Origin of the sequence: Pelomonas sp. Root1217 (genome assembly GCF_001425705.1) — a bacterium.
Classification (GTDB): Bacteria; Pseudomonadota; Gammaproteobacteria; order Burkholderiales; family Burkholderiaceae_C; genus Pelomonas.
In genome coordinates this window covers 481586-500290 of sequence record NZ_LMDC01000028.1, presented here as the reverse complement: position 1 = coordinate 500290, position 18705 = coordinate 481586, and the positions used below count along the sequence as shown (strand labels likewise).

18 protein-coding genes are annotated in these 18705 nt (G+C 68.0%); 13 read left to right on the top strand and 5 right to left on the bottom strand.

Going from position 1 to position 18705, the window contains the following annotated elements; translation table 11 throughout:
• Positions 1-4 precede the first annotated feature (4 nt).
• The 4 genes from ASC95_RS22285 (at position 5) to ASC95_RS22270 (ending at position 4186) form a co-directional block, all read left to right on the top strand.
• A complete protein-coding gene (locus tag ASC95_RS22285) occupies positions 5-529 on the top strand; it encodes a GNAT family N-acetyltransferase (RefSeq protein ID WP_057299881.1) in 525 nt (174 codons plus the stop codon).
• Entirely contained in the window at positions 526-1176 is a 651-nt protein-coding gene (locus ASC95_RS22280) for a lytic transglycosylase domain-containing protein (protein ID WP_057299880.1), read from the top strand. Before ASC95_RS22285 ends, ASC95_RS22280 begins: the two co-directional genes overlap by 4 nt.
• The gene (parC, locus tag ASC95_RS22275; RefSeq protein WP_057299879.1) at positions 1173-3500 is read left to right on the top strand and encodes a DNA topoisomerase IV subunit A; all 2328 of its coding nucleotides are present in this window, start codon (positions 1173-1175) and stop codon (positions 3498-3500) included. Before ASC95_RS22280 ends, parC begins: the two co-directional genes overlap by 4 nt.
• Positions 3501-3703: 203 nt before the next feature.
• Positions 3704-4186 carry an FxDxF family PEP-CTERM protein gene (locus ASC95_RS22270; protein WP_082568014.1) on the top strand — a complete coding sequence of 161 codons (483 nt, stop codon included), beginning with the start codon at positions 3704-3706 and terminating at the stop codon, positions 4184-4186.
• Positions 4187-4296: 110 nt separating this feature from the next.
• Here the strand turns inward: ASC95_RS22270 and ASC95_RS22265 are convergent, their stop codons facing one another.
• The 3 genes from ASC95_RS22265 to ASC95_RS22255 are packed head-to-tail and all read right to left on the bottom strand — an operon-like array spanning position 4297 to position 6796.
• Positions 4297-4794 (bottom strand): hypothetical protein, encoded by a 498-nt coding sequence (locus tag ASC95_RS22265; RefSeq protein WP_057299877.1) that lies wholly within the window; start codon positions 4792-4794, stop codon positions 4297-4299.
• 8 nt (positions 4795-4802) lie between these two features.
• Positions 4803-5843: a quinone-dependent dihydroorotate dehydrogenase gene (locus ASC95_RS22260; protein ID WP_057299876.1), complete on the bottom strand. Its 1041-nt coding sequence runs from the start codon at positions 5841-5843 to the stop codon at positions 4803-4805.
• Positions 5834-6796 (bottom strand): LysR family transcriptional regulator, encoded by a 963-nt coding sequence (locus ASC95_RS22255; RefSeq protein WP_057299875.1) that lies wholly within the window; start codon positions 6794-6796, stop codon positions 5834-5836. Before ASC95_RS22255 ends, ASC95_RS22260 begins: the two co-directional genes overlap by 10 nt.
• 111 nt (positions 6797-6907) lie before the next feature.
• On the opposite strand from ASC95_RS22255, the gene ASC95_RS22250 reads away from it, so the two are divergent.
• The 9 genes from ASC95_RS22250 to ASC95_RS22210 all read left to right on the top strand — a co-directional run bounded on the left by ASC95_RS22250 (position 6908) and on the right by ASC95_RS22210 (position 15551).
• Positions 6908-7834 carry a DMT family transporter gene (locus ASC95_RS22250; RefSeq protein ID WP_082568013.1) on the top strand — a complete coding sequence of 309 codons (927 nt, stop codon included), beginning with the start codon at positions 6908-6910 and terminating at the stop codon, positions 7832-7834.
• Positions 7835-7862: 28 nt separating this feature from the next.
• The gene (locus ASC95_RS22245) at positions 7863-8984 is read left to right on the top strand and encodes a 3-deoxy-7-phosphoheptulonate synthase (RefSeq protein WP_057299874.1); all 1122 of its coding nucleotides are present in this window, start codon (positions 7863-7865) and stop codon (positions 8982-8984) included.
• Between the two features lie 103 nt (positions 8985-9087).
• Positions 9088-9519 (top strand): DUF2141 domain-containing protein, encoded by a 432-nt coding sequence (locus tag ASC95_RS22240; protein WP_057299873.1) that lies wholly within the window; start codon positions 9088-9090, stop codon positions 9517-9519.
• 11 nt (positions 9520-9530) lie between these two features.
• Positions 9531-11012: a carotenoid oxygenase family protein gene (locus tag ASC95_RS22235; RefSeq protein ID WP_057299872.1), complete on the top strand. Its 1482-nt coding sequence runs from the start codon at positions 9531-9533 to the stop codon at positions 11010-11012.
• A gap of 185 nt (positions 11013-11197) precedes the next feature.
• Positions 11198-11869 (top strand): PEP-CTERM sorting domain-containing protein, encoded by a 672-nt coding sequence (locus tag ASC95_RS22230; RefSeq protein ID WP_057299871.1) that lies wholly within the window; start codon positions 11198-11200, stop codon positions 11867-11869.
• 11 nt (positions 11870-11880) lie between these two features.
• Positions 11881-12495, top strand: a complete 615-nt coding sequence (locus ASC95_RS22225; RefSeq protein WP_057299870.1) for a PEP-CTERM sorting domain-containing protein — start codon at positions 11881-11883, stop codon at positions 12493-12495.
• Positions 12496-12500: 5 nt separating this feature from the next.
• Entirely contained in the window at positions 12501-14261 is a 1761-nt protein-coding gene (locus ASC95_RS22220; RefSeq protein ID WP_057299869.1) for a glycoside hydrolase family 16 protein, read from the top strand.
• Between the two features lie 53 nt (positions 14262-14314).
• A complete protein-coding gene (gene rpiA / locus ASC95_RS22215; protein WP_057299868.1) occupies positions 14315-14974 on the top strand; it encodes a ribose-5-phosphate isomerase RpiA in 660 nt (219 codons plus the stop codon).
• A 4-nt stretch (positions 14975-14978) separates the two neighbouring features.
• Positions 14979-15551 carry a hypothetical protein gene (locus ASC95_RS22210; protein WP_057299867.1) on the top strand — a complete coding sequence of 191 codons (573 nt, stop codon included), beginning with the start codon at positions 14979-14981 and terminating at the stop codon, positions 15549-15551.
• A gap of 11 nt (positions 15552-15562) precedes the next feature.
• Here ASC95_RS22210 and ASC95_RS22205 read toward each other — a convergent pair whose 3' ends face one another.
• Together ASC95_RS22205 and ASC95_RS22200 are read right to left on the bottom strand one after the other, a co-directional pair.
• On the bottom strand, positions 15563-17119 hold the full coding sequence (locus ASC95_RS22205) for a M4 family metallopeptidase (RefSeq protein WP_057299866.1): 1557 nt from the start codon (positions 17117-17119) through the stop codon (positions 15563-15565).
• Between the two features lie 292 nt (positions 17120-17411).
• Positions 17412-18701, bottom strand: a complete 1290-nt coding sequence (locus ASC95_RS22200; protein ID WP_369820630.1) for a methyl-accepting chemotaxis protein — start codon at positions 18699-18701, stop codon at positions 17412-17414.
• Between the last annotated feature and the right edge of the window lie 4 nt (positions 18702-18705).

Genomic DNA, 18705 nt, shown 5'->3' with positions numbered 1-18705 from the left:
ACCCATGAGCCTGCGCCTGCGCCCGACCATGCTGTCCGACCTGGACTGGGTCGTCTCGCTGGAGCGCGACGGCGCCAACCTGCCGTTCATCACGCCCTGGGAGCGCACGCAGCATGAAGGCGCCATCCGCTTTCCCGACTCGCGTCACTTCATGCTGGAGGAAGGTGATGAGCTCGAGCGCATCGGCTTCGTCATCCTGCAGGGCTGCCGCAACCCGAACGGCTCGGTCGAGCTGAAGCGCCTGGTGCTGCAAGCCAAGGGCCGCGGCCTGGGCCGGACGGCAGTGCGGCAGTTGAAAGCCATGGCCTTCACGCAGCTGAAGTCCCACCGTTTCTGGCTGGACGTGAAGGCGCTGAACACGCGGGCCTTCGAGCTCTACCGCAGCGAAGGCTTTGTCGAGGAGGGCCGCCTGCGCGAAAGTGTGCGCGTGACCACCGATGGCGCCGATGGCTACGACTCGCTGATCGTCATGTCGCTGCTGGACCGGGAATACCAGGCACGCGTGGCGCTTGGGCTGGAGGCGGCATGAGGCTCTCCTGGCTGTTGCTCGCCCTGGCTCTGCCAGCCCACGCCGACCTCTGGGGCTATGTTGACGCGACCGGCGTGGCCCACTTCGCGCCGCGCCAGTTGAATGCCCGCTACACGCCCGTGCTGGGCAGTGTCGGCATGCAGCGCGTGCCAGGCAAGACCGACGCCGGCCTTGCGCTGCTGAACTGGCTGGATATCGCGCCCGAAGTGAAGGCTGTGCAGCCCTGGCTGCGCGAGGCCGCCGCCCAGCATGGCGTGGACGCCGACCTGTTGAAGGCCATCATCGCCGTCGAGTCCGGCTACCAACGCAGCGCCGTGTCGCCTCGCGGCGCCGTGGGCTTGATGCAGATCACGCCCGAAACGGCCAGCCGCTACGCCACGCCGGCAGATGCGGCGCGCCTGATCGAACCCCGCATCAACATCCACACGGGCGCGCGCATGCTGGCCGACCTGATGCGACGCTTCGGCCGCATCGATGCGGCTCTGGCGGCCTGGAATGCTGGCGAGGGCGCCGTGCGCCGCGCAGGCAACCGCGTCCCCGACATTGACGAAACCCAGGCCCATGTGCATCTCGTCCTCGAGTTGTACTGGGCCCTGCTGCAGCAGAGCCAACCGGCTCGCGCGCAGCGTTTGACCTTGCATCCATGAGTTCCCAGACCCCCATCGATTTCAACCCGCCCGCCGAGGGCAGCGACGACAACACGCTGACCCTGGGCGCCTACGCCCAGCAGGCCTATCTCGAATACGCGCTCAGCGTCGTCAAGGGGCGCGCGCTGCCGTCCTATGCCGACGGGCAAAAGCCCGTGCAGCGCCGCATCCTCTACGCGATGCAGCGCCTGGGCCTGGGCTGGAGCGGCAACTCGGGCGCCAAGCCCGTCAAGGGCGCCAAGGTCGTCGGCGATGTGCTCGGCAACTTCCACCCGCATGGCGACCAGTCGGTCTACGACGCGTTGGTGCGCATGGCGCAGGACTTCTCGCTGCGCTACCCGCTGATCGACGGCCACGGCAACTTCGGCAGCCGCGACGGCGACGGCGCCGCGGCGATGCGCTACACGGAAGCGCGCCTGGCACCCATCGCCCGCCTGGTGCTGGACGAGATCGACGAAGGCACGGTGGACTTCCGCGCCAACTACGACGGCACCACGCAGGAACCTGTCGAGCTGCCGGCGCGGTTGCCCTTCGTGTTGTTGAACGGCGCCAGCGGTATCGCCGTGGGCCTGGCGACGGAGATCCCCAGCCACAACCTGCGCGAAGTCGCGGCGGCGGCGGTGGCCCTGCTGAGGGACGACAAGCTCAGCGACGACACGCTCTTCGACCTGATCCCCGGCCCCGACTTCCCGGGCGGCGGCCAGCTCATCAGCGCGCCGGAAGACATCCGCGCCGCCTACCTGTCGGGCCGTGGCAGCCTCAAGGTGCGCGCGCGCTGGAAGATCGAGGACCTGGCACGCGGCCAGTGGCAGCTCGTCGTCACCGAGTTGCCCCACGGCACCAGCGCGCAGAAGGTGCTTGAAGAGATCGAGGAGCTGTCCAACCCCAAGGTCAAGGCCGGCAAGAAGACGCTGTCCGCCGAGCAGTTGCAGCTCAAGGCCGGACTGCTGGCGGTTCTGGACGGCGTGCGCGATGAGTCCAGCAAGGACGCCGCTGTTCGCATCGTCTTCGAGCCCAAGAGCCGCACCGTCGAGCAGCAGGATCTCATCAACACGCTGTTGGCTCACACCAGCCTGGAGAGCAGCGCGCCGGTCAACATGACCATGATCGGCGCTGACGGCCGGCCAACGCAGAAGAGCCTGCGCGAGATGCTGGTCGAGTGGGTGGGTTTCCGCCAGACGACGGTGCGCCGGCGCACCGAGCACCGCCTGGCCCATGTCAACGACCGCATCCATGTGCTCGAAGGCCGGCAGCTGGTGCTGTTGAACATCGACGAAGTCATCCGCATCATTCGCGAGTCGGACGAGCCCAAGGCCGCGCTGATCGAGCACTTCAAGCTCAGCGATCGCCAGGCCGAGGACATCCTCGAAATCCGGCTGCGTCAATTGGCGCGGCTGGAGGCCATCAAGATCGAGCAGGAACTTTCCAAGCTGCGCGACGAGCGCGCCAAGCTGGAGGACATCCTGGGCTCGGCGGCGGCGCTGCGCCGCACCGTCGTCAAGGAGATCGAGGCCGATGCCAAGCAGTACGGCGACGACCGCCGCACGCTGATCCAGGCCGAGAAGCGTGTCACCGCCGAAGTGAAGATCGTCGACGAGCCGGTCACCGTCATCGTCAGCCAGAAGGGCTGGGTGAGGGCGCTGAAGGGCCACGAGGTCGACGTCGCGGCCCAAACCTTCAAGGCAGGCGACACGCTGTGGGGCGCTTTCCGGTGCCGCAGCGTCGATCCGCTCATCGTCGTCGGCAGCAACGGCCGCGTCTATTCCGTCCCGGTCGCAACCTTGCCGGGTGGCCGTGGCGATGGCCAGCCCATCACGACCATGATCGAGCTGGAGACGGGCAGCCAGATCGCCCATTACGTGGCCGGTGCGCCGAGCCAGCGCCTGGTTTTCGCCGGTTCGACGGGCTACGGCCTGATTGCCCAGATCGGCGACCTGGTCGGCCGCCAAAAGGCCGGCAAGACCTTCCTTGCGCTCGACGACGGCGAGCTGCCGCTGTTGGCCGTCGTGCCTAACCATGCGGTCGCACTGCAACTCGGCGTGCTGAGCGCCCAGGGGCGCCTGCTGAGCTTCCCGTTGGATGAACTCAAGCACCAGCCCAAGGGCGGCAAGGGCTTGATGCTGATGGACCTGGAGGCCAAAGACAGCATCGTGTCCGTTGCCTGCTTCACGACCCAGCTGCGCGTGCTCGGCAGCGGCCGCGGCGGCAAGCCGCGCGAGGAATTGCTGAAGAACCAGTCCTTGGCCGCCCACGCAGGCAAACGCGCCCGCAAGGGCAAAGCGGTAGACGGCCTGCAGAAGGTCGCGCGGCTGACGGCCGAATGAGGTGCACGCGCTCAAAAAAGGTGTTTGCCGGCCGTGACTTGGTGCACATCTGACAAACGTTAGGGCGGCGTTTACAAGTTGCTACAAACCCGGTCCGTGATGTCCCTAGTGCAAGGGGTATGCAGACCCTTCAAGAGTCTTCGCTGCACCGCACAATGGTTTCCGGCGGTTGTGCTTGACCGTCCAAAGTCAGGAGCTACGCAATGAAATTGAAAAACCTCGCCGCCGCATCCGTGGTGGCTCTAACCGCGCTCAGCAGCCAAGCTGCTTCCTTCAACTGGGGGGCGCATGATGCGTTTGAAGTCGGTGGCAACACCGTCTCTGGCGCCGTGTTCGACACCTTTTCGTTCTCGCTTGGTGCCGGCAGCATGCTGACCAGCAGCGTGATCGCCAATCCTGGCAGCTTCTTGGGTGCGGCTTACACGCTGTACTCCGCAGGAGCTGACCACATGATTGGTGGCGGTGACGATTCCCTTGTTGGCGCTTGGGGATTCAACACCGCAAACACCGTGACGCTGGGTTCGGGCAGCTACTACTACTCCGTCCTGGGTGGCGCTACCGGCTCGTCCACGTACGCCATCAGCTCTGTCGCGGCTGCGGTGCCGGAACCCGAGACTTACGCCCTGCTGGGCGCAGGGCTGGGCGTCGTCGGCTTCCTCGCCTCGCGTCGTCGTCGCGAATCCTGATCGCCAGTGATCTGGCTGCGCGCTCCCAAGGCGCGCAGTCGGGTAATGCGATCCTCAGGCCCTGGCAGCTTTGCGGCTCCAGGGCTTTTTCATGAAAAGCGGAGCCGCTCTCAGTCATCGAGGCCCGGGAAGAGCCGGCTCGGGAACACCATGCTCTGCGTCGTGCGAACGACCACACCGTCCTTGAAGTGGACGTTGAAGCGCATGCCATAGCCGGTCTGGTCGGGTTCGATGGTCCAGTCCCAGACGTCTTCGCCGCTGAGGCGGAAAAACACACGGCTGCGCTCGCGGCCGAGGATGCGGCTGACTTGTTCGGGCGTCATGCCGGGCTCGATGCGAGCGCGGCCGGCGGGGGAAAGGCCGTCCTTGATGCGGACCAGCCGGCCATCGGTGGCCAGGCGAACCATGTAGCTGTGCCGGCCCATCGGCTGGCTCGAATATTCAAGCGTCCGGCCGCCGTCAGCCTCGGGCCAGGTGCGCACCGGTTGGCCATACAGGGCAATGACTTCCGTCTCGCCGCTGACGCCGGGCTGCAGCCGCGCATCGCGATCCGGCGTCGCGCAGCCAGCGAACAGAGCGGTGCACAGAGCGAGGGCGGCAAGTCGCATGGCGATATTCAACGCTGAGCCAGGGCCTTCGCGCAATCGCTGACGAGGGCCGGGCCCCTGTAGATGAGGCCGGTGTAGATCTGCACAAGGTCGGCGCCTGCGTCGATCTTGGCGCGCGCATCGGCACCGCTCATGACGCCGCCCACACCGATGATGGGATAACCCGCCGGCAGCGCGGCGCGCAGCAGGCGAATGATGAGGTTGCTGGCCTCGAAGACCGGGGCACCGGACAGGCCGCCCATCTCGTTCGCATAAGGCAAGCCCTTCACGGCGTCGCGCGCGATCGTCGTGTTCGTCGCGATGACGCCGTCGATGCCATTGGCCTTCAGCGTCTGGGCGATGACGGCAACCTGGTCTTCCTCCAGATCGGGCGCGATCTTGACGAACATCGGCACACGCCGGCCGCTCTGGTTGTCGAGTTGCTGCTTGCGCTGCTGCAGCTTGCCCAGCAAGGCATCCAATGCTTCGTCACTCTGCAGCGCGCGCAGGTTCTTGGTGTTGGGGCTGGAGATGTTGACGGTGATGTAGTCGGCATGCGGATGCACGCCCTCCAGGCCGAGCAGATAGTCGTCCGCCGCGTTCTCGATGGGCGTCGCGGCGTTCTTGCCGATGTTCAGGCCGAGGATGCCGCCGGCCTTGCGGAAGCTGTGGGCGCGCTTCACGTTGGCGATGAAGCTTGCAAGCCCTTCATTGTTGAAGCCCAGGCGGTTGATCAGCGCGTTCGCCTCGGGCAGGCGGAACATGCGCGGTTTGTCGTTGCCGGGCTGGCCCTTGGGCGTCACGGTGCCCACTTCGATGAAGCCGAAGCCCATCGCGCCCAGGCCGTCGATGCAGCGGCCGTTCTTGTCCAGCCCGGCGGCCAGGCCGATGCGGTTCGGGAAGCGCAGGCCGGCGATCGTCACCGGGTCGCTGATGCGCTCGCCGCACCACAGCAGTTGCGCGGGTGTGTTCTGCAGCCTGGCTATGCTGTTCAGCGTCAGTTCGTGGGCGTGCTCGGGGTCCAGGCCGAACAGGAAGGGGCGGGTCAAGGCGTAGGGGATCAGGGGCATGTTTCCATTGTCTCTTCACGGTCCCACGGCGGCACGTCGCCCATCTTCTCCAGCATGAAGTCGATCAGCGCCCGCACCTTGGGTGCCGGGTGGCGGCTGGGCAGGTAGACGGCGTAGAGGGTGTTGGCATCCGCCAAGCCGCCGACGGGCTGCCAGTCCGGCAGCACGGCCTTGAGCCGCCCGGCTCGCAGGTCGGCACCCACGGCATAGGTGGGCAGCACGGCCAGGCCCAGGCCGGCCAGCGCCGCCACGCGCAAGGACTCGCTGCTGTTGGCTGTCAGCCCGCTCTCGAAGCGGAGGGCGCCGCGGGTCTCGACCTCGGCTTCGCCCTGTGCGCCATGGCGGAAGCGCCAGCGGTCGGGCGACTGGAGATAGCCAAAACGTAGGCAGCGATGCCCGGCGATGTCGGCGACCGCAAGAGGCTCGCCATGGGCCGCGAGATAAGCGGGCGCGGCGCAAAGCACGAAGCGGATCGCGGCAAGGCGCCGCGCCACCAGGCCGTCCGAGGGCTTGTGCGTCAGCCGCAGCACGACATCGAAGCCTTCCTCGGCCAGGTCGACATAGCGGTCGTTCAAGCCCAGCACGACGTCGATCTGCGGGTGCTTGGCGCAGAACTCGGCCATCAGCGACGTGAACTGCAGGTTGCCGAAGGCGGTCGATACCGACAGCCGCAGCACGCCGCGCGGCTCGTCGCGGCGGCCGGCCAGTTCGGTTTCCAGGGCCAGCGCATCGTCGAGCAGGCGCAGCGCGCGTTCGTAGACCGCCCGACCCTCGGCGGTCGGGCTGACGCTGCGCGTCGTGCGGTGCAGCAGCCGCGTGCCGAGTTGGTCCTCCAGCCGCACCACCTGCTTGCTGACGGCCGACTTGGTCGTTCCCAGCAGGCGTGCGGCGCCAGAGAAGCCGCGCGCATCGACGACGCGGGCAAAGGCTTGCAGGTCTTCAAGGCGGCCCATGGTGGCTGTTCTCCTTTTGTTCTCTATTTGGAAACTCTGAATCGACTTTCTACCGGATTGTGTCCCGGATCGTTGATTCCTAGAGTGCAGCCATCCCTTCAAGGAGCTGCCATGTCCACCACGTCGCTGTCGCCCTGCATGGCCCGGTCCTTCCGGCCCGGCCCGATCGAACGTCTGCTGAGCGCCGTCGTCGCGTCCAGCCTGCCGCTGCTCTTCATCCTGCTGTGGAGCAGCGGCTACGTCGCCGGCAAGCTGGCCCTGCCGCACACCGGCCCGCTGACCCTGCTCACCCTGCGCTTCGGCCTGGCCGCCGTCGTGCTGCTCGCCGTGGCAGCCACCACCGGCGCCCCATGGCCGCATCGGCTGCGCGGCTGGGCCCATCTCGCCGTGGTCGGCCTGCTGATGCAGGTGCTGCACTTCTCCTGCATCTACTTCGCCTTGCAATGGGGCCTGAGCGCCGGCGTGGCGGGGCTGCTGATCGGCCTGATGCCGCTGGCGACGGCGCTGGGCGCGCATCTGTGGCTGGCCGAACACATCGGCAAGCGGCAGATGCTGGCGCTGCTCGGCGGGCTGGTGGGTGTGGCCCTGGTCATCGCCGACAAGCCGCTGAACGGCGCCTGGACTGCCTACGCCGTCGCCGGCCTGGGCCTGCTCGGCCTCGTCGCCGGCACGCTCTACCAGAAGCGCTTCTGCGCCCACATGGACTTGCGCAGCGGTGCCGGCGTGCAGATGGCCGTCTCAGCCCTGGCCGTCGCCGCCGTCGCCTGGCCGACCGAGCATTTCGCCATTGACTGGGCGCCCGAGCTGATCGGCTCGTGGTTGTGGCTGGGCCTGGTGAACTCCATCGGCGCCTTCAGCCTGATGTTCATCATGATCCGCCGCGGTCAGGCAGGGCAGGTGGCGCGGCTTTTCTTCCTGATTCCTGGCGTGTCGGCGCTGATGGGATTCGCGCTGCTGGGCGAGCGGCTGGAGCCCCTGGCCATCGCCGGTTTTGTGCTCTCTGCGCTGGCAGTCTGTTTCGCTGCTGCCAAGCGGTGAAAATAGCGGGCTTCTCCGGAGCCCGCACATGAAACCTCTCGACGATCCCCACCACGACCGCGAAGCGGGCTCCCGCGACGAAACCCGCGACACCACGCGCACCGACGACACCCGCATCGGCGCCGTGCGCGCGCTGATCAGCCCGGCCCTGCTGCTGGAAGAACTGCCGATTCCCGACGCCACGCTGGAACTCGTCGAGCAGGCCCGCAAGCAGATCAGCGACGTGCTGCATGGCCGCGACGACCGCCTGCTCGTCATCGTCGGCCCCTGCTCCATCCACGACCACGACCAGGCGATGGACTACGCCCGCCTGCTCAAGACGGCGCGCGAGGAACTGAGCGGGGACCTGTTGATCGTCATGCGCGTCTACTTCGAGAAGCCGCGCACGACGGTGGGGTGGAAGGGCTACATCAACGACCCGCGCCTGGACGGCAGCTTCCACATGAACGAGGGCCTGCGCCTGGCCCGCCAGCTGCTGCTGGACGTCAACGGCCTGGGCCTGCCGGCCGGCACCGAGTTCCTGGACCTGCTGTCGCCGCAGTACATCTCCGACCTGATCGCCTGGGGCGCCATCGGCGCGCGCACCACCGAGAGCCAGAGCCACCGCCAGCTGGCCTCGGGCCTCTCCTGCCCGGTCGGCTTCAAGAACGGCACCGACGGCGGCATCAAGGTCGCCAGCGACGCCGTGCTGGCGGCCAGCAGCACCCACGCCTTCATGGGCATGACCAAGATGGGCACCGCCGCCATCTTCGAGACGCGCGGCAACGAGGACTGCCACGTCATTCTGCGCGGCGGCAAGGCGCCCAACTACGACGCGCCGTCCGTCAACGCCGCCTGCGATGCGCTGAAGACCTCGGGCCTGCGCGAGCAGGTCATGATCGACTTCTCGCACGCCAACTCGAGCAAGAAGTACGAGCGCCAGATCGATGTCGGCCGTGACGTCGCGGGTCAGATCGCCGGGGGCGACGCGCGCATCACCGGCGTCATGATCGAAAGCCACCTGCAGCCCGGCCGCCAGGACCTGGCCGAGGGCCAGACCAAGGCGGACCTGAAGCCCGGCGTGTCCATCACCGACGCCTGCCTGGGCTGGAGCCAGACCGAGCCGCTGCTGCGCGAGCTGGCGGCTGCGGTCCGTACACGGCGCGGCTGAACCCGCTCGCGCCGCGGGGCGCCCACCCGTCGCAGCGCGCTCGCGCCGCGGCGGGGCGATCTCCAGCATTCAGCATTCCTACTGCTGAACGCTGGAGATCGCGATGAAACACCAAGCCCTTGCCATAGCCCTGTTTGCCCTGCTGCCGCTGTGCAGTCAGGCAGCAGACGTCACCCTCGAAGTCGAAGGCCTGGACACCAGCCGCCTGCAGGGTGCCGCGCTGATGGTGGCAGTCTTCACCGAGTCAGCCAGTTGGCTGCGCCAGCCGCAGACCGGGCTGCGCTTCGCCCTCGGTGCTGAGGCGGCCGGTGGCAGGTTCAGCGTCGTGCTCAAGAACCTGCCCGAAGGCCCGCTGGCCATCAGCCTCTTCCAGGATGCCAATGCCAATGGTCGCCTGGACATGAATCCCATGGGCATCCCGGTCGAACCTTTCGGCTTCTCGAACAACGCGGCCGGCAGCTTCGGCCCGCCACAGTTCGAGCAGGCCGTGGTGACGCCGGTCGCCGGCGTGTCGGTCAAGGTCAAGCTGAACTGAGCGGAGGCGCCATGAGCACGAGCCGCCGATCCCTTCTGACCGCGCTGCTGGCCGGTGGCCTCAGCCCCGAACTGCTGGCGCTCGGCCTGCCGGTCGATGGCTTTGCGGCCGATGCGCCGGAACTGCTGCCCTTGCGCGGCCTGAGTGGCGAGAGCCTTGACGCAGCGACCACCGTCATCGAAGGCCGCTTGCCCGTTGCGCTCCACGGCCGCTACTTCCGCAACGGCCCCGGCCTGATGCAGCGAGCCGGGCAACGCTACAGCCACTGGTTCGACGGCGACGGCCTCGTGCAGTCGTGGACGTTGGGCGACGGCCGCGCCAGCCATCGTGCCCGCTTCGTGCAGACGGCCAAGTTCCGCGCCGAGCAGGCCGCCGGTCGCTTCCTGCTGCCCGCCTTTGGCACCGCCATCAAGCCCGATCTGCCGGTGCACGGGCCGGACAGCCTCAATGTGGCGAACACCAGCGTGCTGATGCAGGGCGACCACCTCTACGCGCTGTGGGAGGGTGGCAGCGCCTACGAGTTGGATCCAGCGACGCTGGCCACGCTCGGCGTCAAGACCTGGGCGCCCGAGCTGCGCGGCATGCCCTTTTCGGCCCATCCCAAGGTCGAGCCCGACGGCACGGTGTGGAATTTCGGCAGCGCCGATGGCCGCCTGGCCGTCTACCAGATCGACGCCGCCGGCGCCGTCCGACGTCATGCGCTGCTGGATGTCGCTGCGCCGGCCATGCTGCACGACTTCGCCGTGTCGCAGCGCCATCTCGTGTTCCTGCTCGCGCCCATCACGATGGACATCGCGGCGGTGCGCGCCGGCGCCTCCATGGTCGACGCGATGCACTGGGCCGGCGAGCAGCCGACCCGCGTGCTTGTCGTCGACAAGGCCGACTTCGCGAAGCAGCGGATCTTCGAGATGCCGGCGGCCCAGGCCTTTCACTTCGGCAACGCCTGGGACGACGGTCGCCTGCTGCGGCTGGACTATGTGCAGAGCACGCCGCTGCCCGAGTTCAACGCGTCCGCGCGGCAGATCATGCGCGGCGAGCGCACTGCGCGCGACGTGTCGACGCCGCGGGTGCTGGAGATCGATCTGGACGCGGGCCGGCTGCGCCTGGCCGCGCGTGACGAGGCGGTCGAGTTCCCGGTCGTCGACCCGCGCGTCGTCGCCCAGCGCCATCGCTTCGTCTGGTATCCGACAGCCGTGAACACCGGTACGCGCTGGGGATTCAATGGCCTGATGCGGCTGGACATCGAAAGCGGCGCCCGCGAGCGCTTCAGCTTCGGCAACGACATCGTCGTCGAGGAACACGTGATGGTCCCCAAACCCGGCAGCACGCGCGAAGGCGAGGGCTGGCTGCTCGGCATGGGCTACGACCTGAAGCGCCGGCGCAGCTTCATGAGCGTCTTTGACGCGATGCGCCTGGCTGACGGCCCGCTGGCCCAGGCCTGGCTGCCCTACGCCGTGCCCTACGGCTTCCACGGCAAGTTCTATTCGGCCTGACGCGACCGTCCCCATCCCGCGCAGGGCAGGGGACTCCGCATTGACAGTCTTTTGCAAGCCACCTATGGTCGCGCCGTTTGTTGAAAGCGCTTTCAGAAAGCGCTTTCACTTTCGGCGACCGGCAGCAGTTCGTCGTCGCCTGTTCAGGGATTGCTTCCCTCAGTCAAAACCATGGAGACGACAACATGCTGAATCTGAAGACCTGCGTGGCGCTTGCCACTCTGTTGCTGGCCGGCAGCGCTGGTGCGGCCACGACCAATGCTTTCGCCAATGGCGGATTTGAAACGGCAGGCGGCACCGGCCAGCTCGCCGCCGGCTGGCTGACGGCGGCCACCAGCAGCCCGGCCTCACTGTCCAGCGACGCCCACTCCGGCAGCTTTGCCCTGCTGCTGAGCGCCCCCAACGGTTCCGATGCCTCCATCGCGTTGCAGGATTCCGTCGGCCACGGCCGCATGCCCGTGCTGGGCGCAGCCAACGTGGGCGACGCACCCTGGCTGAGCTTCTGGGCCAAGGGTGACGCCAGCACGACAGGCAACGCCTTCGTCACGCTGCGCTACATGGGCGCCAGCGGCATCCTCAGCACGGCGCTGAACCAGCAGTTCCAGGGCCAGATCAACACCGCCGGCTGGACGCAGATCAGCTTCCAGGCCGCCGCCATTCCCGCCGGCACGACCTCGGTCTTCCTCGAGATCGGCACGGCCGTCGGCCCCATCCTGGACGGCCGGCCCAATGCCGTGCTGGTCGACGACCTGCAGTTCGCGCTGCACACCGCGGCCGTGCCCGAGCCGGGCAGCTACGCGCTGCTGCTGGCCGGCCTTGTCACCGTCGGCGCAGTCGCCCGTCGCCGTCGCGCCTGAGGAGAACCGTGATGCAAACCCAGCTCCACATCCTCTCCAAGATCGCCGCGGCACTGCTGCTCTGCGGCCTGGCCGTCCATGCCAGCGCCGCCGGCACCGTCGTCATCAACACCTATGGCCCCGGCGATGACGTCAGCGGCTGGGCCTCCCAGCTCGGCCAGGGCCAGAACCTCGCCGTCGCCTTCGACATCGGCAGCGCCACCACCGTCCAGTCCCTCCTCACGTCCATCGATGGTGTCGGCGGCATCACCGTTGGCATCATGACCCGCCAGGGCGCCGTGCCCACCGGCAACAGCTGGCTCTACAGCACCCACCTGACCGATCCCTGGGCCAACACGGCGCTGACGCCGACCGGCTGGACCCTGGCCGCCGGCAGCTACTGGCTGGTGACCCAGGCCGACACCGGCTTCGCCGGCCAATGGCAGAGCGGCACCGACACGCCCAGCGCCGCCTGGGCCTTCTCGTCGGGCGGCAGCTGGCAGGCGGTCAACACCGGCTTCACCGGTGCGCCAGCCACGCGCATCACCGTCACCAGCGCCGTGCCCGAGCCGTCCACCTACGGCCTGATGGGCCTGGGACTGGTCGCCGTCGCGGCCCGCCTGCGCCGCAACCGCCAACAAGGATGAATGCCATGAACAGCAAGACTCTCATCGGCAGCCTGCTGCTGGCCGCCAGCGCCGTCGCGTCCGCCAGCGTCACCAGCCCGGTCATCGGCAAGCTGCTCTGGTCCGAGGAATTCAACGGCGCCGGCCTCGACAGCGCGCTGTGGTCGACCTATGACGGCAACGGCTGCCAGATCGGCCTGTGCGGCTACGGCAACCAGGAGCTGGAGTACTACCGCCCGGACAACCTCAGCATCGTCAACGTGCCTTTCGAGCCCGCGACGCGGGCCCTGGCCATCACGGCCCGGCGCGAGGTGATGGGCGCCAACCAGTTCACCTCCGGCAAGCTCGATTCGGCCGGCAAGGTGCAGGTCAAGTACGGCATGGTCGAAATCCGCGCGGCCACGCCGTCGGTCGGCGTGGGCCTGTGGCCGGCCCTGTGGATGCTCGGCACCGGCCCGCAGGCCTGGCCGCGCAAGGGCGAGATCGACATGATGGAGCAGGGCGGTCGCCAGCCCGCGGGCCTGCCCGCCGTGTCGCCAGACCAGTTCGTCGGTGCCAACGTCATCACCTTCAACGAGGCCGCCTGCGTGCCCGGCAACGAGAGCTGCGCCGCGTCCACCGCCTGGCAGACCAAGAACTGGGTCACCCCCTCGCGCTCGTTGGCCAACCGCTTCGTGCTGTATCGGCTCTATTGGACCGACACGCAGATCCGCTTCACGATGGTCGACAACGGCCGTGAGCTGGACATGTACAAGGCGCCCATCTCCACGGTGGGTTCGCCGGCACTGCAAGAGCCGTTCTACCTGCTGATGAACATGGCCGTCGGCGGCAACTTCACGCCGGCCGCCACGCCGGCGCAGGTCACCGCGCCGCTGCCCGCCACGATGTACGTGGACTATGTGCGCGTCTACGAGCTGGACGGCAAGGGCGAGGTCAAGCTCGGTGTCGGCATCACGCCCGAGGCCGGCAAGTTCGGTGTCTTCACCGACAACACGCCGGTCACCAATGGCCAGGCCCTGGGCACGTCGGCGGACTTCTTCATCTGGAACACCGGGTCCATGGGCGGGGGCAACATCCCGCCGTTCGAAGGGTCCAACGTGCTGGCGTTGAACTACTTCGCGCCGGGGCAGTGGTTCGGCGGCGCCGTGCAGTCGCGCCAGGTGCACGACATGAGCGGCTTTCGCAACGGCAACATCAAGCTGAAGATCAAGGTACCCGCCAACGTCGCCTTCAAGATCGGCATCCTGGATACCTACACCAACCACAGCTGGGTGACCTTCCCCGCCAACACCACCGCCTACGGCTTGGTGCGCAACGGTGAATGGGGTACGGCCACCATCCCGGTGGCCGAGATCGCCGGGCCGCTGGTGGCGCTGCAGTCGATGAACTCGCTGTTCGAGTTCCTCAGTGTGGACGGCGCCAACCCGGGCGCGCCGTTCCAGATGGCCTTCGACGACATCATCTGGGATTCGGGCGTGGCGGCCACAGGCGCAGTCGCCGTGACTGCACCGGCCACGGCCAAGACGACCGGCGTGCCGACGGCCTCGACGCAGACCGGCGCGACCACCCTCGAACTCGCCGCCAACGCGACGGGCTGGGTGGACGCGCACTACACGGTCAACGGCGGCGAGACCCAGACCGTGCGCATGCGTCAGGACGGCTCGGCCAGCCGCTACACCCTGGGTGGCTTGAAGAAGGGTGACGTCGTCGAGTACCGCTTCACGTCCTGGGATAGCAAGGGCCAGGTGGCGGTCGATACGGCGTCCAAGCGTGCCGTCATGAAGTAAACCGGGCCGGGATGGCCGCGGTTCGCAGCGGCTATCCCGGACAATGCTGGCCCATGAATCAAGACCAGCTCAAGCAACTCGTTGGCCGCGCGGCCCTGGACTACGTTCCCGCCGGCGAGATCCTCGGTGTCGGCACCGGCTCCACGGTGGACTGCTTCATCGACGCCCTGGCGGCCAGCGGCGTCGCCATCCCGGGCGCCGTGTCCAGTTCGGAGCGCTCGACGCAGCGCCTCGTCAAGCATGGCATCAAGGTGCTGGAGGCAACCGAGGTGACGCGCCTGGCCGTCTACATCGATGGCGCCGACGAGATCGATGGCAGGGGCTTCATGGTCAAGGGCGGCGGTGCCGCACTGACGCGCGAGAAGATCGTGGCAGATCTGGCCGACCAGTTCATCTGCATCGCCGACGAATCCAAGCTCGTGCAGACCCTGGGCAAGTTCCCGCTGCCCGTCGAGATCATCCCGATGGCCGCGGCGCAGCTGGCGCGTCGCTTTGCCAGGCTCGGTGGCGAGGCCAAGCTGCGCGTCGGCGTCGTCACTGACAACGGTGGCCACATCCTCGACGTGACGGGGCTTTCCATCACCGACCCGCTGGCCTTCGAGGCCGAGGTCAGCCAATGGCCCGGCGTCGTCACCGTCGGCGTGTTCGCGCGCCACAAGGCCAGCGTCTGCCTGCTCGGCGGTGCCGACGGCGTGAAGACCCTGAAGTTCTGACCGCATGCCGCGCGAGCCCCTTGGCTTCGATGCGGCTTCGCACGAAAAGCACCATTGGTGGCGCAGCCTGCTGTTCAAGCTGGCCGTGTGCGGTGCAGCGACGGCGCTGCTGTGGTGGGCGAGCGGCTGGGCCGGCATGCTCGTGGCGCTGATGCTGTGGGGCCGGGCCTTTGCGTCCGATCTTGTGGCTCTGGGCGAAACGGTCGGCCGGAGCTTGAAGGCACTGGCCTTCCGTCCCGTGCAGGGGCGCTACTACGCCTTCAAGGGCCACCGCATTCGTGTGCTGGACGATGACATCGAGCGCCACCGCTGGATCGCGCTGGAGGATTTGTCGACGGCCCTGGGTGCGCCGATGCCGGCCGCATCGCTGCGGCGTCGCCATCCACAGTCGGTGCGCGAGCAACGCGACGGCAGCTATGTGCTCGACGAGGTCGTCCTGGCCTGGCTGCGTGAGCAGCGCGGTGATCGCGCCGGGCGGCTGGCGCATTGGGTAGAGCGCGAGGTCTGGTACCCGGCACGCGGCCGCAAGGCGAGCTACGCCCAGAAAAAAGAGGCGTCCGAAGACGCCCCTGATTGAGCCCGCTCGGCTCAGTTCCTGCCGACCGCGCTCCAGGCGGCGGCCACGGAATTCGCCTCGGCGCTGCCGGTTCCATAGAGCTCATTGGCGGCTGCGATGGTGCCACTGCGTGCGCCGGCGTAGTTGGTGGACGACGTGAACTTCGTCGTCAGCGCCCGGTACCAGATCTTGGCGGCCTTGTCCCGGCCGATGCCCGTCAGCGACCCCGCGCCCGTGGCGACGCGGGTGTTGCCGGCCACGCAGGTTGGGCTGTTGCCGTAGGCGCTGTTGGTGCCTTCGGCGAGCAGGAAGAAGAAGTGGTTGGTCACGCCCGAGCTGTAGTGCACGTTGAGGTTGCCCACGCCTGAGTACCAGCAATCCGCCGATGCGCCGTCGGCACTGGGTTTGACCATGCTGCGCAAGGACCCGCCGCCCACCATGATCTTCTCGCCGATCAGATAGTCGCCTGCGTCGGTGGCGTTGCCGGCGTAGAACTCGACCATGGTGCCGAAGATGTCGGAGTTGCCCTCGTTGAGGCCGCCGGACTCTCCGGAATAGGTCAGGTTGGCCGTGCGGCTGGTGACGCCGTGGCTCATCTCGTGGCCGGCCACGTCCAGGGACACCAGCGGCTTGATGCTGGTGCCGTCGCCGTCGCCGTAGGTCATGCAGAAGCAGGAGTCCGACCAGTAGGCATTGGCGTAATTGCGGCTGTAGTGAACGCGGTTGTAGGCACCCTTGCCGTCATTGGCGATGCCGCTGCGGCCATGCACGTTCTTGTAGTAGTCCCAGGTCATGGCCGTGCCGTACTGCGCATCGGCGCCAGCGCTGGCGGCGTCACTGGTCGCGTTGTTGCCCCAGCTGTTGTCGGCGTCGGTCATGACGCTGCCACCGTTCTTGCGGCCGCCCATGCTGATCGTGTACGTGCCGCCGCGGCTCGGGTCGCGCAATTCGTAGCCACCGCTGATGCTGTTGGTCGTCAGCGCCACGTTGCCGCTGTACAGCGTCTTGCCCGTGCCGTTGGCGGCCGCGGTGTGGATGTCGTCCCAGGCGTCAAGCTGGCGGGCATCCGAGGCGTCGACGATCACATGCTTCTCGAACGGCGTGCCATCGGCGCTCTCGCCGGAGATCGGCACGTCCCAGGCCAGCGCGGGAGCCTGGTCACGGGCATAGATGACGAGTTCGGGTTTGCCGGCATCGCCGTCCGTCGTGCGCAGCACGGCCATGGCGGCGCGGTTGGCGTTCAGCGCGGGCTTGGTTGCGACGCCGTCCAGGCGCCAGCGCAGGTTGTGGTGCATGGCGCGCAGGGTGCCGAAGCGGTCGGTCTGCACGATGAGGTCGCCGCCGATGACGCGCAGGCCCGCGACGCTGCGGTCCAGGCGCACATGGCTGCCGCCGTCGCTGTCGATGACGATGTCGCGCACGCTGTAGCTGTGCTCGCTGCCGTGCAGGCTGAGCCCGGGAAACTGGCGCACATGGCCTTCGGCGCGGCTCTTCAGTGCGTTGGCGTCTGCGCGATTGGACTGGGCCTGGGCCAACGAGGCCGTGAGTGCCACGCTCAGCAGCGCGAGGCGAAAGATCGGGCGAAACATCGGGAGCTCCTGGTTTGTTGGAAAGCGCGGCGGGTCTGCCGCAGGGTGCGCCGGTGCGGCGCTGGCATGACTTTGCTCACCCATGCCGCCGCGCGGGCTGGGAACATCCCGGGTGTGGCGCTGGGGCGCAACAAGCCGGGCGACCTTTGGCGTATCAGCCTGTAAGGGCGGTTCCCACCACGCTGGGCACCGGCGACCTTGCCCCTGAACGAGGGACGGGCCGCCCCTGATTCCCAAAAGCAAAGAGCCGGGCATTGCCCGGCTCCCGTTCAATGGCGCTGCGTGGCGCGGCTTAGAAGGTCTCCCAATCGCCGTCGTCCTTCACCGGCGCTGGCGCAGGCCGCGGCGCGGCTGCGGCTGCGGGCGCCGACCTGGCCATGGGCGCGGCGGCCGGCCTGGCGACTGGCCTGGGTGCCGGGGCCTTGGCCGCCGGCTTGGCCGGCGCGGGCCGGTGTGCGGCCGGTGCCCTGGGCGCTGCCGGTCGGTGGGCCGCGCCGCCGCTGAGCTTGAACACCCCGATGGCCTCGGCCATGCGGGCTGACTGCTCGCGCAGGCTTTCGGCCGCGGCGGCGGATTGCTCCACCAGGGCGGCGTTCTGTTGCGTCATCTGGTCAAGCTGCACGACGGAGCCATTGACGACGCCGATGCCCTCGCTCTGCTCGCGCGCTGCGGCGCTGATCTCGCCAATGATGTCGGTCACTCGCTGCACGCTGGCGACGATCTCGGTCATCGTCGCGCCGGCGTCCTGCACCTGCTGGGTACCGGAGTCCACGCGCTCGACGCTGGCGCTGATGAGACTCTTGATCTCCTTCGCGGCTTCGGCGCTGCGCTGGGCCAGCAGCCGCACCTCGCCGGCCACGACGGCGAAGCCGCGGCCTTGCTCGCCAGCCCGGGCCGCTTCCACGGCGGCGTTCAGGGCCAGGATGTTCGTCTGGAAGGCGATACCGTCGATGGTGCCGATGATCTCGTTGATCTTGCGCGAGCTGTGGCTGATCTGGTCCATGGTCGCGACGACCTGCGACACGGCCTCGCCGCCGCGCCGGGCGACGCTGGCGGCGGAGCTGGCAAGCTGGTTGGCCGTCATGGCTGCGTCGGCCGTCTGCTTGACGGTGCCGGTCAACTCGGACATGGAGGACGCGGTGTTCTGCAGATTGCTCGCCGTCTGCTCGGTGCGCTGGCTCAGGTCCAGATTGCCGGTGGCGATTTCGGCGCTGGCCGTGCCGATGCTGTCGGCGGCTTCGCGCACCTTGGCGATGAGTTTTTGCAGCGCTTGCTGGGTGTCGTCCAGCGCGCCGAGCAGGCGGCCGACGTCGCCACTGCCGCCGCGCGGGATGGGGTGGGTCAGGTCAAAGCGGGCCAGCGCCTCGGCGGCCTCGGTGGCTGCATGCAGGCTGTTGCCAGAGCCGCCACTGGCCAGCAGGCCGAACAGGCCGGCCACCCAGGTGAGCGCCAGGACGGCATACAGCCAACCCTTGGCGGCGCCGGCGTTGTCGCCCAGGCCGGACAGCGCCATGCCGGCACCCACGGTGACCACGCCGAGCACAACGCCCAAAGCCAACTTCAACCGCTGCGAACCGCTCATGCCG